General features: G+C 44.9%; 13 protein-coding genes. 2 read left to right on the top strand and 11 right to left on the bottom strand.

All coding sequences use genetic code 11. From position 1 onward, the window contains the following. Positions 1-26: 26 nt before the first annotated feature. The 6 genes from H70357_RS17500 to H70357_RS17475 all read right to left on the bottom strand — a co-directional run bounded on the left by H70357_RS17500 (position 27) and on the right by H70357_RS17475 (position 7,601). A complete protein-coding gene (locus tag H70357_RS17500) occupies positions 27-1,496 on the bottom strand; it encodes a glycoside hydrolase family 32 protein (protein ID WP_038592075.1) in 1,470 nt (489 codons plus the stop codon). Between the two features lie 110 nt (positions 1,497-1,606). Then, positions 1,607-3,388, bottom strand: coding sequence for a type 2 periplasmic-binding domain-containing protein (locus H70357_RS17495; RefSeq protein WP_038592072.1), 1,782 nt, complete (start codon positions 3,386-3,388; stop codon positions 1,607-1,609). A gap of 35 nt (positions 3,389-3,423) precedes the next feature. Next, complete coding sequence (locus tag H70357_RS17490) at positions 3,424-4,317, bottom strand: carbohydrate ABC transporter permease (protein WP_038592069.1); 894 nt, start codon at positions 4,315-4,317, stop codon at positions 3,424-3,426. A 16-nt stretch (positions 4,318-4,333) separates the two neighbouring features. Further along, the gene (locus H70357_RS17485) at positions 4,334-5,236 is read right to left on the bottom strand and encodes an ABC transporter permease (RefSeq protein ID WP_038599804.1); all 903 of its coding nucleotides are present in this window, start codon (positions 5,234-5,236) and stop codon (positions 4,334-4,336) included. Positions 5,237-5,356: 120 nt separating this feature from the next. Beyond that, a complete protein-coding gene (locus H70357_RS17480; RefSeq protein WP_038592066.1) occupies positions 5,357-6,337 on the bottom strand; it encodes a LacI family DNA-binding transcriptional regulator in 981 nt (326 codons plus the stop codon). A gap of 292 nt (positions 6,338-6,629) precedes the next feature. Next, complete coding sequence (locus H70357_RS17475) at positions 6,630-7,601, bottom strand: alpha/beta hydrolase (protein ID WP_038592063.1); 972 nt, start codon at positions 7,599-7,601, stop codon at positions 6,630-6,632. 469 nt (positions 7,602-8,070) lie between these two features. Here H70357_RS17475 and H70357_RS35355 point away from each other — a divergent pair, with 469 nt between their 5' ends. Then, complete coding sequence (locus H70357_RS35355; protein WP_379139623.1) at positions 8,071-8,448, top strand: nitrous oxide-stimulated promoter family protein; 378 nt, start codon at positions 8,071-8,073, stop codon at positions 8,446-8,448. Between the two features lie 98 nt (positions 8,449-8,546). Here H70357_RS35355 and H70357_RS36660 read toward each other — a convergent pair whose 3' ends face one another. The 5 genes from H70357_RS36660 to H70357_RS17455 all read right to left on the bottom strand — a co-directional run bounded on the left by H70357_RS36660 (position 8,547) and on the right by H70357_RS17455 (position 12,125). Next, positions 8,547-8,675, bottom strand: a complete 129-nt coding sequence (locus tag H70357_RS36660; protein WP_231578275.1) for a DUF6254 family protein — start codon at positions 8,673-8,675, stop codon at positions 8,547-8,549. A gap of 106 nt (positions 8,676-8,781) precedes the next feature. After that, positions 8,782-9,525 carry an amino acid ABC transporter ATP-binding protein gene (locus H70357_RS17470; protein WP_038592061.1) on the bottom strand — a complete coding sequence of 248 codons (744 nt, stop codon included), beginning with the start codon at positions 9,523-9,525 and terminating at the stop codon, positions 8,782-8,784. A 15-nt stretch (positions 9,526-9,540) separates the two neighbouring features. Further along, on the bottom strand, positions 9,541-10,200 hold the full coding sequence (locus H70357_RS17465; RefSeq protein WP_038592058.1) for an amino acid ABC transporter permease: 660 nt from the start codon (positions 10,198-10,200) through the stop codon (positions 9,541-9,543). Between the two features lie 29 nt (positions 10,201-10,229). Next, on the bottom strand, positions 10,230-11,000 hold the full coding sequence (locus H70357_RS17460; RefSeq protein WP_038592055.1) for an amino acid ABC transporter substrate-binding protein: 771 nt from the start codon (positions 10,998-11,000) through the stop codon (positions 10,230-10,232). Between the two features lie 249 nt (positions 11,001-11,249). Further along, on the bottom strand, positions 11,250-12,125 hold the full coding sequence (locus tag H70357_RS17455) for a LysR family transcriptional regulator (RefSeq protein ID WP_038592052.1): 876 nt from the start codon (positions 12,123-12,125) through the stop codon (positions 11,250-11,252). A 110-nt stretch (positions 12,126-12,235) separates the two neighbouring features. On the opposite strand from H70357_RS17455, the gene H70357_RS17450 reads away from it, so the two are divergent. Then, positions 12,236-13,621, top strand: coding sequence for an MFS transporter (locus H70357_RS17450; RefSeq protein WP_038592049.1), 1,386 nt, complete (start codon positions 12,236-12,238; stop codon positions 13,619-13,621). The last annotated feature ends 81 nt before the right edge of the window (positions 13,622-13,702 follow it).

Raw genomic sequence — 13,702 nt, 5'->3', positions numbered from 1 at the left:
CCTGTGAGTTCGCCTTGTTCTAATTTTCAGCCTAATTTATGGATTGCAATTTTATAGGACAGTAACTCCCCGCCATCACAAAAGAACGATAAACCCAATGAGTCGGAGGAAGGATAAATCAGATCCGTCATCGCGAGGATTCCATCGTTGGCAAAGACTTCGACGGATGTCCGGTCCACTATAAGTTGGAATTTCACGCACTGCTGGCTGGACTGTAATTTTGCTTGATGTCTACCCGAAAAATCATCATGAAAATCAATATTTCCGGAACGGGTACGATCGATAAATAAGCTTTCATCTTTAACGGAGTAACCGACGACTGTTGCCTCCTGGTCCGAGGCTCTGATCTTGAAGCCTATAGAATCCACGGTCTCAGTCCATTTGAATTCGGCAACAAGCTCATAGGTTTCTAATTCCATACCTTCGCAAATTGAATCGAGCATAGCAGAGGAATTCCCTTCCGATTCAATCTGAGGCACTCGGATGGATTCCAATTCATTGACGGGATGCTGAATCAATGCAATGTCGCCGTTCCTCGTTTCCAAAGTCAGTACCCTTGGAAATGTCATGGCCCCCCTCCATCCTTCAGTTGGAGTTTCGCCTGCATATTTCCAATTGTTCATCCAGCCGATATAAATCCGGCGTCCATCTTTAGCAGAGACGTCAGACCAGCTCACGCCAGCGTAATTGTCCTTACCATAATCGATCCAACGAGTCATTTGAGAGGATTGATCCGGTATGAAAGCTAACCCGTCAAAGCGTCCGGTGAAATACTGGGTTCTAGACCCTTCCGGAACATGTGGCTCATTTCCAATACTCACGAACATGACCCATTTCAATGCCGTCTCCTCTCCGTCAACGGGTAATGCAAATAAATCCGGGCACTCCCAAACGCCGTCATGCGAACCCATCCCTTGCCCAAACTCGCTGCTGAAGCTCCATTCTTTCAGGTTTGGAGAACGGTATAAACAAACGGTTTGACCACTGGCAACAATCATCACCCACTGCTCAGTTTCTTTATGCCAGAACACCTTAGGATCCCGGAAATCAGTATGCTTATCCGAAGTAAGGACGGGATTCCCTTCATACTTAATCCAAGTTCTTCCCTCATCTCTACTGAAGGCAATACTTTGTTTCTCTATTGAAATCCCTCCAGGTGAATGGGCGTGATGCGTGAAAATAGCGACAAGACCGGGTTCCCCGTCGAAAAAACCGGTTGAATCGTTCCAGTCCACCACTGCACTGCCCGAAAAAATCATTCCCAGCCCGTCGGAAGCAAGTGCAATAGGGAGATGCTCCCAAGTGACCAGGTCTTTACTCACTGCATGTCCCCAGTGCATCGGCCCCCAGCTGGTTCCATGAGGGTGATGCTGATAGAAGAGGTGGTATTCCCCCTTAAAATAAACCAAGCCATTCGGATCGTTCATCCAATTCGCTGGCGGACTAAAATGGAACTTGGGTCTGTATTTCTCTGCTTGTATAACTTCAGATGACATCTCTTCTCTCCTCACAACTTAGTTTTATCTCTATAGTGTACTGGGTCTTATCGAAACAATGAGTTCTGTTTTTGACAGAACTCATTGTTGTTCAATATTCTCTTAACGTGTTACTTATCTAACGATTGCTGGATCTCTTTCGTGACTTGATCGCCGCCTTGAGATTTCCACTTGCTTACGAACTCATCAAATGCGCTGATTGGAGCTTGGCCAACGATAATTTTGGAAAAGGTTTCATACTCCAGCTTGCTGAGATTCGACCAACGTTTTTCCATTGTTTTGGTTTGCTCATAGGTTAAGGTGTTTACGAACTGGAATTTACCTTCCACGTACGGCTTCAAGCCTACGCCAAATGCCCAAACCGTACCGAAATCGTCCGCTTTTGCTCCGGAGAAATCCCAGCCCGAGATGCTCATATTATCAAAAGGTTCCGTTTTGGAAGCGATGATCTTACTGAATGCATCATCTGTGTAAGCATCGAAGTCCTGGAAATACGTATGAATCTCATCCGCTGTCTTTTTGCCTTCGAGATAATTGCTTGTCTCTTTCAAGACCATGGCAGGACCATCAGCCATGGAGAAGGTTTGGTACATCGGGAATGAAGCATCTCCTAGTACCTTTTGCTCTGCCGGATCAACATGTTTGTAGAGACCATCTTTATAAATATTAAGCATTTTGATGACGGCTTCAGGGTTTTTGTTATCCTTACTAATGACCGTGAAGGTACGGGCTGCGTTGCCTCCCTTCGCCAAGTAGATTCCATCACTGCCGGAAGCCAGTGAATAAGGCTGCCAGTTCGCGGTTTTGTCATTCTTCCAGCTGTTTCCAAGATCCCCGAACGGGAACCACCAAGGACCAAAGAACAACCCTGCCTTATTGTTCGACACCAATTCTTCCGTCTTCGAAGTGAGCATACCTTGTGAAATCAACCCTGCCTTGTACATATCGGCTAATTTCTGCAGCGCTGTTTTAGTTTCAGGCACGATGGATCCATAGACGGCCTTTCCTTCACTGTCTTTGACCCAGATGCCTGGGAAGGAATTGAACGCAGCGAAAATTTGATCAAAGTGATAAGCGAAGTTGGAATTCGTCATGTCTTGATATAATTTACCGTCAATCGAAGGGCCTGCAAGCCCAACCGAATCTGCTTTTCCGTTTCCGTCTGGATCTTGCTCAACGAAAGCTTTTGCAACGGCTTCCAGCTCTTGCAAATTCGTAGGCGCTTTCAATTTCAATTTATCCAACCAATCTTGGCGGACCCACATCACGGACAGGAAATCCGGCATTGGATTCGAGGAAGGAATGGCATACATTTTACCGTCTTCTTTTACTAAGCTATCAAAGAGTTCTTGGTTAGATTTGTACACTTCTTTTGTTTTCGTGCTCGCATATTTTTCCCAGACTTCGGAAATGTCCATTGCCAAGCCTGCTTTAACGATCGCTTTGTATTCTGTATAAGTCAGCTCGGTCAAGTAATCTGGAATTTCTCCGGTTGCGATCCCAAGATCAACCTTTTGGTGATAATCCGTGCCTGAGTTGGATGCGGTAAAAGCATTTTTAATTTCAATGTTAAAGTTTGTCTTCAGCATTCTCGTATACGCATTGTCATCTACATCTTGACCGTCAGGGTACTTCTGGTTCGGATCGAGCGGGACTCCTCTTGTAAGCGTGGTTAACTGAGGTTGTTTTCCAAGCGGATCTGCCGGTACTTCTGCAGCGCTATTGTTGGAAGCAGGATTAGCACTGTTTTCCGAAGAAGACTTGCCATTGTCAGCATTTCCAGTACACGCCGTGAGTGACCCCATGAGTAGCAAAGCGAACGACAAAGTTGCAGCATAAACCTTTTTGTTTTTCATCTGCATATAACTCCCCTTTTGTTTTTTTATGTTCAAGGATTCCTCCTCGGACAACATCCTTAGATTAGAAGTTAACCTTTTACGGAACCAAGCGTGATGCCTTTCACGAAATATCTCTGCAAGAACGGGTAGATAATCAGTACCGGAATCATCGCTACGAAAATTTTGGCGGCATTCAACGAGTCGTTATTCAATTTGGACAAACGATTCATTTGCTCAAGAGACATGGAAGCCATTTGCTGCAGATTTGTGGAAACTACGAGTTGCTGGATATAGGTTTGTAACGGATAACTTTCCTCCCGGGTGGAGAGAACCATGCCTTGGAAGAAGTCATTCCAGTATCCCACTATGGTAAACAAAACAACGGTAGCCAGTACGGGTTTTAAGAGAGGTAATAATATGCTGAACAGGTATCTCCAAGGACCAGACCCGTCTATCTTGGCTGCTTCTTCCAGCTCCTCCGGCAAATTCTTAACGAAGTTCATAATCAGGATCAAGTTGAATATCGGGACTCCCCCACATAACACTAATCCCCAGATGTTATCGATCAGATTATATGTTTTCAGAGTAATGAACCAAGGAATCAACCCACCGTTAAAGAGCATGCAGAATACGAATAGCCACATTAGAAGATTGCGTCCCGGAAAAAGCTTGCCCGACTTTGATAAAGGATAGGCAGCAAGTACTAATGCCAGCATCGTGAAAGCGGAGCCCAAAATAACGCGTTCGAACGATACAAATATCGCTCTAAAAAACTTAGCTTCGGACAGAATCACTTGAAATGAATACAAGTTGAATCCGATAGGATAAAAAAACACATTGCCTGCCTGGACCGCCGCCTTGTCACTCAGAGCGATCATTAAGCAATACCATATGGGAACCAAGCAAAGCAGTGTCATTAACAAAAGGAATACTAGATTGAAAATGTCGAACGCCCTCGACCCCAGTGATCTGTTCTCTACCAACTTTCTCCCTCCTAAATTAGAATATTCGATACCCCAAAAGCTTCTTGGCTAACAAGTAACCGTTAACAATAAGAATAAAGCTGACGACCGATTTCAATAATCCGACCGCTGTACCCAAGCTGAAGTCCAAATCTTGTAAACCGGCGCGATATACATAAGTGTCTATAATGTCACCCGTGCTGTACACTAGCGGATTATATAAGTTGAACACTTGGTCGAAACCAGCATCAAGAACGCTGCCGAGTGACAAAATGGCTAATAGAACGACAGTTGTGCGGATTCCCGGCAAAGTAATATGCCATAATTTTCTCCAGCGGCTTGCCCCATCAATACCTGCAGCTTCATAGAGAGTACCGTCAATGCCCGCTAAGGCAGCCAAATAAATGATGGAGTTGTAGCCGAAGTTTTTCCACACATCCGAACCAATAATAAATCCTCTGAACAAACCAGCCTGTTGGAAAAATTGAACCGGTTCAAACCCTAACATTTCCAATACCCGGTTGAACGGGCCGTTGAAGCCAAAGATTTGAATCATAATCCCTGACAAAATAACCCATGATAAGAAGTGCGGCAAGTAGACGCTTGTTTGAACGAATTTAACCATGTATTTTTGGCGAAGTTCATTAAGCATAAGAGCGAAAATGAGAGGAATGAGCAAATTCCCTGAAATTTTCCCCAGTGCTATGATAAGCGTATTGATTAAGGCCTGACGCACATCGTCTAACTCAAGCATGTACCGAAAATTCTCTAATCCAACAAATTCTGAATGAAGAAAGCCGGCACCCGGATTATAATCCTGGAAAGCCATTACAACACCGAACATAGGAACGATTTGAAACATGATCAACCAAACCAAAGCCGGAATGAGCATGAACCAATAATGCTTAATCTCTGAATTTTTCTTTAGCCTTAATGGCATATTTTTCAGTTTAGACCCCACCACTAAGTTTCCTCCTTTATGCATTTTTAACATATAAAGCACTTACAAATAATGTTGCATTCGCCATAAGAACAAAGTTCTATAGCGAATGTTGTAACCTTAAGTGGTCCCGCCTTGTCTGAATGTTACCGGTAGGCGGTAGAGATCTTTATGAAGCTCCACGCCCTCTACTTTTTGGATTAGTAGACGTACTGCCGTCCGGGCCATTTCTTCAACAGGTTGTACAATGGTGGATAAGAAAGGATGAAACAAATCATCTTTCTGAATTCCGTCATAACCTACTACCTTCACGTCTTCCGGAACCTGGATTCCGTGTTCTCGTGCCCGCTTAATATATCGAGCTGCCAGCATGTCACCATTCACAAACACCCCGTCAACTTCTTTATACTGTGCAGCCGTTAAGATCTGATCAAGATGGGGGTTCAATAAATCCTCGTCGAGATCAGGAATTTCATAATCGGCTTGGGGCAGTCCCAACTCCTTGGCAGCATCCATAAAACCGACTTTTCTCAAATCCACTTCGCCCCGGATCGACGTCGCGATATAACCTAGGTAGGCCGGATGCCGTACCCCTGCCTTGTGCAACTCTTGTAACGCGATACGTCCGCCGTTATAGTTATCCGAGGTGACACAGGAAATCTCATCTTTGAAATGGCGGTCTATTGAAACCAGCGGGATGTCTTTCACAACACTATGTTCGATATCGTTGTAAGTAATAGCTATGATCCCTGCGACCTTATTCTGGTTCAGGATATCAAAATAATATAGTTCTTTTTCGGGCTTGCCTTTGCTGTTGCACAGAATCAATTTGTAGTCATGACGATCCAATTCATCTTCAATATAGTAGGCAAGCTCGGAAAAGAAGGGATGCCTTATTGTAGGAAGCAAAAGTGCAATCATCATAGACTTCTGCATCTTAAAATTTCTTGCCACCTCATTCGGTACATAATTTATTTCTTTGATCGCAGCTAGTACCTTCTCGCGAGTCTCCTGTTTGACTGAAGGGTGGTTGTTAATGACTCTGGAAACGGTCCCAACTGCAACGCCGGCAATATCAGCAACCTCCTTAATACTAGCCATGTTGCACCTGCCTTTCTATTTGGAAACGTTTCATTTATTAAATGAAACGTTTCATTCACTTGTTGGATTTATTCTATCACCATTTTGGAAACGTTTCAATAGGGTATTTTATTTTTTTATATGCACCAAATATCTGCTCATTTGCCCAGGAAGTTTTATCGGGATTACCCAGGTTAGCTCATGGGCAAATTAAAAAGCTTCCCGTCTTGCGGCGGGAAGCTTTACTTAAGACCGTTATTATTTTGTGATCTCGGTTTGCATCTACGCTAAATGTCCGTTCCCCCTACTCGTCTCAGCTTGCTTGCTCCATGAACTCCCTGAAGTCTTCAACGATTTCTTTGGATTTGGTGTGGTGCAAATAATGATCTGCATCAAGTTTTATGACTTTCCCACGTACAGAGTCTTTGGCCTGCGCTTCATGCAGTGGTATCCAACCTTCAACAGATTTATTATCCGCTTGGATAAACAATAGAACAGGAAGATTTTTTGGGAACTTCAACTGTTGAGCCGCTTTAAAATTAGAAGAAATATTCTTCATTTCATTTAAAGTAGTGTCATTATTATTATTTTTATTTGCAATCATTTTCGATTGCTCTACGGTGTGAGCATCAAATGCTAACGAAGCATAGGGGTCCTCCCCTACTTTTTTGATCAATCTTAAGAGACCTGATTTATTGAGGAATTTGAACGTTTTTAATGGGAATCCATCATTCATTCCGCCTTGGGTTGGCACACTGCTGTCGATTCCGATAAATGCATTTACTTCGTTTGGATATTTGTTAACATAATTCAATCCGTAGATACCTGCAATGGAATGGCCCATTAGCGTGAAGCGGTCAATATTGAGCTGCTGCAAAGCTTCATGGACTTCAGTTACCATATTGTCTGCGGTCCGCTCCTTATCGGTTTCATCACTTAATCCATAGCCGAACGGCTCAACCACGACAACTTTGTAGAACGGAGATAGTTCATCTACCAGCATCTTAAAATCAAGTGCTGGAGATGCTGTTCCAAAACCTGGAAGGAGCACGACTGTTTCTTCGCCTTCCCCTTGGATCAGCACATTCATATGTTTTCCGTCTACAGATACTAACTGGCCATAGGGTTCTATTTTACCCTGCTCCACCTTGTTGCAAACCAGATTAACAATAAAAACAATGGCTAGAAAAAGTACCATTAATCCTGCTAAAGCTCCTATAGATTTAAGGATTATGCGAAGTGGTTTGCGCATCCTTTTTTTTGTACCCTCTTCTTGTCGTTTCATACTCATCTTCTCCTGTCCTTATCTGTGTATTGGACTGCCTTAAGCGGGCCGTTATTGCAAAGTTTACATGACAAATATGTACTCCTTGTAACGGTAATATGAACGGAGTATGAACAAACAAAATAAATGCAATTGGAGCTCTAGATTTAAATGCTCGATAACGGTGCTATATTGCGTCGTTCCCGGCTTTACCGGCACATAAAGGCTCCAATACCTGCTGATTTTATCATCCTTTTCATAAATACGGAATCTCCTTCACTTTGAACTCCTCCGCGGGAGCCGGTTTGGTGTCCGTTCGTTTGATGCCGTAATGATCGTATACCTTTAGCCCGTTTTTCCATAGCCACTCACGTTCTCTCTAACTTCCTGCTTGAGCACCTGTCCTGAGTAGGACAAATGCATGTTGGCCTTCGCAAAATGCCTTGAAAATGTAATGAGTAATACCCGTTTTCATTAATAAATAGAGTTAATGTATTCTTATAACACTGAAAGGAATCTTTCACACATGACAAGAGAAGTGAAACGGGAATTAAATGAGGGTCCTAGAATTCGAAGAGAACAAGAATTGGTATCAAAAATGATTCATATCTATTGCAGGAAAAAACATCATCAAACAGCCTTCTGCGAGGAATGTCAGGAGTTAAATGTATATGCGAGGAACAGACTATCGCTCTGTCGATTCGGTGAGGAGAAAACAGCTTGCGCAAAATGCCCAATCCACTGTTACAAACAGGATTACCGTCAAAAAATTAAGGATGTAATGCGTTACTCAGGTCCATGGATGCTGCTGTACCACCCCATTGAGTCCATTAGGCATATTCCAATCCCAGGCAAAGGAAGAAAATAGCCCAGTCTGGAACTATGTATTCTGGTAAATGTTCCAGATCAGCGGGCGGTGCGAATAGGCTGCCGAAGGGAATCGGCAACCTACCGCCTTGTGCTAGGTTACGACGTAGTATGTTCCGCATCATACTCGCTGGAAAGCTCTTTCAGCGACTTGATTTTACCATGGGGGTGCTGGTCCTGCTTTCGGGATTTCCACCCAGCTTCTTTTCTTTGCTTCTGCTGGCTCATCTCGGGTAGCCTCCTCTGGAAATGCATCATGTATACTACAGTAATAGGATGCTGTATATTGCGTTTATTCATACGTGTTAGTTTGTTTTCATATTTGATACTCTTGTTAATCCTGATTCAAAAACGTCCGGGTCCGCTCCAGCTGCGGGCTGCCAAAGATCTGCTCCGGTGTTCCCGATTCGGCAATTTCCCCGTTATCCATGAAGAATACACGGTCTGCCACATCGCGGGCAAAGTTCATCTCATGCGTGACGATAATCATCGTCATGTTCTCGTCCGCAAGCTGGCGGATGACACGCAGCACCTCGCCGGTCAGCTCGGGATCAAGTGCCGAAGTCGGCTCGTCAAACAACAGGATATCCGGGTTCAGCATCAGCGCTCTGGCGATAGCTACCCGCTGCTTCTGTCCACCTGACAGCATGGAAGGGTACACCTCCGCTTTATCGGCAAGGCCTACTTTGGAGAGTAATTCCTTACTTTTGGCGGCAATATCCTGAGTGCCCTCCCGCTTCAGCGTTCGTGGAGCAAGCTCCAGATTCCCCCGTACGCTAAGGTGGGGGAACAGATTAAAGTGCTGAAACACCATGCCCATGGTCGCGGTAATCTCCCTTATATCTGCATTGCTGGCGTATTTGCCGTTCTCTACCAACGGTTTGCCATGGATAAGGATACTTCCGCCGGTAACCTCCTCCAGATGAACAAGACTGCGGAGCATCGTACTTTTTCCGGAACCGGAAGGACCGATCACTGCCACGACTTCTCCCGGTTTCACATCAAAGGTAATCTTCTTCAGTACATCGAGACTGCCGAAAGATTTCTGCAATTGCTTAACTTCAATCATACTACTCATAATTGGACAGCCCTTCTACTCAAATTTGAAACGTTTCTCAAGTGCCTTGAAGAACAGCGTTAGTATTAATGTCATCAGCAAATAAATAACGCCGGCAACTACAAATGGGGTCACCGTAAAATCGCGGTTCACCGCCGTCTTTGCGTAATTCAGCAGCTCTGGTACAGCTACAGCATAGAGCAACGCAGTATCCTTGACCAGAGTAATGGACTCATTGGCTACTGCTGGTAATGCAACCCGGAACATCTGGGCAAGAATTACCTTGCGCAGGGTCTGCCATTTGCTGAGCCCGAGAACCTTAGCCGCCTCATGTTGTCCTTTATCAATCGAGAGCATCCCGCCACGGAAGATCTCGGCAAAATAAGCACCATAATTAAGGATAAAGCCAAGACTGGCCGCAACGAAGCGGTCCATGACCAGATATTCCCCAATGACCGGAATCTGCGGCAAGCCGAAGCAGAAGAATAGCAGCTGCAGCAGTAGCGGAGTTCCGCGCATGACGTAAATATAAGTGTGCGCAAGCCAAGCTAGCGGTTTAATTGAGCTCTTGGCCATCAGTGTGACCAGCATCCCTAGCGGAATGGACAGCACGATGACAATCAGAAACAGCAAGGCGGTCGTCCGTGCACCTTCAAGCATCGGCCCGGCAATTTTTATAATGTAATCTATATTCATATCTTCAACCGACTCCTAAAGGAAACAATCTAGTTCAGTACTTTGTTCTCGCCAAACCACTTCGTTGAAATTTCGGCAGCCGTTCCATCACTGCTTAGTTCATCCAGAGCCTTTTGCAGCTCAGTAAGCAGTGCTTCATTGCCTTTCTTAATCCCGATACCGTATTGCTCAGGAGCCAGTGATTCATCCAGAAGCTTGTAAGTACCGGTCTCCTTAGACATGTAATATCTTGCCACCACTTCGTCAATAACCACTCCATCCAGGCGTTTCGACTTCAGGTCCGTCAGGGCAAGCACATTGTCCGGAAATTCGGATACCTTGTCAATCTCTGCTTTGATTGGACTGGCATTCAAGGCATCGGCAGCCGACGAAAGACTTTGCAGTCCGACTTCTTTTCCGGCCAGATCATTCAGCTTCGACAGCGCCGAATCCGCCAGCACGACTACAACCTGGCTGTTCTCCAGATAAGGCTTGGTAAACAACACCTTCTCTTTACGCTCGTCTGTTATGGTGTACCCGTTCCATATCATATCAATGCGTCCGCTGTTCAGCTCCGATTCCTTGGCCGACCAGTCAATTGGCTGGAAGGTGATCTCTTTGCCCATTTTCCCGGCTGCTGCTTTCGCATAGTCAATATCAAAACCGACAATTTCATTGTTGTCATCTCTGAAGCCCATAGGAGCAAACTTATCATCTATACCGATCACCAGTTTGCCGTCATCACCTTTTGAACCGGAGCAGCCTGCGATCACTGCAATTGCCATAACTACGAATAAAATTAATAATCCTTTTCTCTTCATCTCTCTAATCCCCCTAGTAAATGACACACTGTATACTACGCTTTAGCTCGTTAACACGTTATCAGTTTATCATGATAACATATCATCTGAGCGGCGTCGATAGAGAAGAGAAACACTTCTGTGTCAAACAAGTGAAACGGAAACCGTCCTCAAAAGGACGGTTTCCGTTTCAGCGAGAAATAGAAGGATGATTTATACCGTGAAACATATAAATTCTTAACATTTAAAAAAAAGCCATCGCCTGTTTTTTCAGGTCAATGGCTTAAAATAGTTTAAAACGACTTCACGGAATTCCAGAGCAGCCGGCGAAATGTAGCGGCTTTTGTGCCACAATAATGCGATCTCACGCGCCAAGTCATGATTTTCCACTTGGAGATAGTGAATCTGTTCCCTAGAATTCCTTGCCGTGCTAGGTATAAAAGCGATGCCGATTTCTGCCTCCACAAGGGCACTTAGCCTTGCTGGTTCATCCCCCTCGTACACATATCTAGGTTCAAAGCCAACAGATTTGCATACATTGTCCACTAAATCGCGGGTACCATAACCTCTCTTTACACCAATAAACTCTTCATCCCTCAATTCTGTCAAGGAAATACTGCTTCGGCCTGCCAGCCGATGCCCTTTGGGAACCGCTACAAGAATGGGGTCAATGAAGACTATTTGGCATTCAATATCCTCCTCCTCTATGGCAGGTGAGGACAAGCAGAAATCGACTTCTCCGCTGTGAAGAAGCTTAACCATTTCATGCGTGGTCAGCATTTGCACATGAAATTGGACATTAGGCCGCTTTTTTCGAAACTCCCGAAGGATATTTGGTAACGTGCTCGCGGCAGTCACCGCAAGTTCAAGTGTGCCTTGTTCCGGGGAGGATAAATCACGCAGCTCCTGCTTTCCCTGTTCCAGTTCAAACAAAGCCCTTTCTACCCTGCGGAGGAATTGGCTTCCGAACTCATTCAAGCGTAGCTTCCTTCCTATCCGGTCGAATAGCGGGACTCCCAGATCTTCTTCCAGACGTTGAATTGTTTTGCTTAGTGAGGATTGGGTAACGTGCAGAGTACGTGCTGCTTCGGTCACATGCTCCAGCCGGGCTACTACGAGAAAATACTGCAGTTGAAGAAGTTCCATTTCACACCCCTCTCATTCCTTCTAGTCTATGAAATCATAACATAAAAGGCGTTGGAATAAATAATAAATCTCAAGTACGATAATATCAATACACTTGGGGAGGACCAAAAATGAATGCTCGCAGCAGGTGGCTGATGATCTCCGTGGGTCTGGGGATCCTATTGAACCCATTAAATTCTTCGATGATTTCCGTGGCTATAGCAAGGCTGCAAAAGGTGTATCAGCTTGATTTTACAGAGGTATCCTGGATCATTTTCTCATTCTATATTGCGAGTGCTATCGCTCAACCTGTCATGGGGAAGGCCAGTGATCTATTCGGGCGCAGAAAGATCTTTCTAACCGGTCTTGTTGTAGCCTTCGTTGCATCATTATTAGCTCCGCTATCCCCCACCTTTGGGTGGCTCATTGTGTTCCGCATTGTGCAATCCATCGGAACAAGCATGATGGTTGCAGTTGGAATGGCCATTGTGCGAATTCATATTACGGAGAAACAGGCGGCTGCGCTGTCCGTGATGTCCATTTTCCTATCCGGTGCGGCAGCTATCGGCCCCTTTATAGGTGGAGTTTTGATTCAATGGTGGGATTGGTCTGCGATTTTTCTCGTTAATATTCCGTTCGTGGTTACGAGCTTTGTGTTAGCTTGGAGGATGATTCCTAAGGACGAACCGCCAATATCCGTTTCATCCCAGATGTCGTTCCGTAAATGGTGTGATTTGATTGATGCGACAGGGATTCTGCTCTTTATCGTGGGTCTGGTCGCCTTGCTGGTGGGATTACTGTCAGCAAAATCATCTGGCTATGTCTCGTTGGGTCCTGTCATTATCGGACTGATTGGCCTTTTTGCACTGGGGGCTTTCGTACGCCATGAGTTAAAAGCGGCATCACCCTTTATTCCTTTGCGCACATTCGCCAAATATCCTGAGATGACTTGGGTTAATATCGAATTCATGCTCGTTAACGTACTTTATTACTCACTCTTTTTCGGGCTTCCGTCCTACTTGCAAATGGTACGTCATGTCAGCGAATCCCATACAGGGATTCTGATGTTAAGCTTAGGCTTATGCTCGCTCATTGTTTCTCCACTAGCCGGACGATGGATAGATAAATCAGGACCAGGGCCCGCATTGCTGACATCCGGAATACTAATGACACTAGGATCGGTATGGATGGTGACCATGAATCCAACTTCACCGGTTATCAGTGTATGTGTGTCGTTGGCTGCATTCGGTGTTGGGAACGGGTTAAACAATGTCGGTATGCAAGTGGCTCTGTTCAAAAGCTCGCCAAAAGAAATGATCGGTGTAGCATCCGGCGTATTTATGACATCAAGATATCTGGGAACCATTCTCTCTTCCTTATTGCTGGGCATCATAATGGGAGGTAAGTTCAGCGCTGGGGGATTTCGACTGCTTGGTTTGATCCTCTCGGTCATTGCATTGTCTTTGGTATGCATGAGTTGGCGGCACAGGAACTCGCGACAACTGGAAGAGTCTTAGGTGATGCTCTAAACAAAGAAACTCTACAACCACATGGGTTGTAGAGATCTTTTGTTCATTCAGCAATGAATGGTTATTGAA

This window comes from Paenibacillus sp. FSL H7-0357 (assembly GCF_000758525.1).
Taxonomy (GTDB): Bacteria; Bacillota; Bacilli; order Paenibacillales; family Paenibacillaceae; genus Paenibacillus_AQ.
Note: the sequence above shows the minus strand (reverse complement) of the source record. Positions and strands in the feature narration are given on the sequence as shown.

Bases quoted from the DNA above. Each gene is read 5' to 3' on its own strand.
- H70357_RS17470 (WP_038592061.1), bottom strand. From the start codon at position 9,525: ATGAGTAGTATGATTGAAGTTAAGCAATTGCAGAAATCTTTCGGCAGT.
- H70357_RS17485 (WP_038599804.1), bottom strand. From the start codon at position 5,236: ATGCCATTAAGGCTAAAGAAAAATTCAGAGATTAAGCATTATTGGTTC.
- H70357_RS17465 (WP_038592058.1), bottom strand. From the start codon at position 10,200: ATGAATATAGATTACATTATAAAAATTGCCGGGCCGATGCTTGAAGGT.
- H70357_RS35355 (WP_379139623.1), top strand. From the start codon at position 8,071: ATGTATTCTTATAACACTGAAAGGAATCTTTCACACATGACAAGAGAA.
- H70357_RS17450 (WP_038592049.1), top strand. From the start codon at position 12,236: ATGAATGCTCGCAGCAGGTGGCTGATGATCTCCGTGGGTCTGGGGATC.
- H70357_RS17475 (WP_038592063.1), bottom strand. From the start codon at position 7,601: ATGAAACGACAAGAAGAGGGTACAAAAAAAAGGATGCGCAAACCACTT.
- H70357_RS17480 (WP_038592066.1), bottom strand. From the start codon at position 6,337: ATGGCTAGTATTAAGGAGGTTGCTGATATTGCCGGCGTTGCAGTTGGG.
- H70357_RS36660 (WP_231578275.1), bottom strand. From the start codon at position 8,675: ATGAGCCAGCAGAAGCAAAGAAAAGAAGCTGGGTGGAAATCCCGAAAG.
- H70357_RS17500 (WP_038592075.1), bottom strand. From the start codon at position 1,496: ATGTCATCTGAAGTTATACAAGCAGAGAAATACAGACCCAAGTTCCAT.
- H70357_RS17460 (WP_038592055.1), bottom strand. From the start codon at position 11,000: ATGAAGAGAAAAGGATTATTAATTTTATTCGTAGTTATGGCAATTGCA.
- H70357_RS17455 (WP_038592052.1), bottom strand. From the start codon at position 12,125: ATGGAACTTCTTCAACTGCAGTATTTTCTCGTAGTAGCCCGGCTGGAG.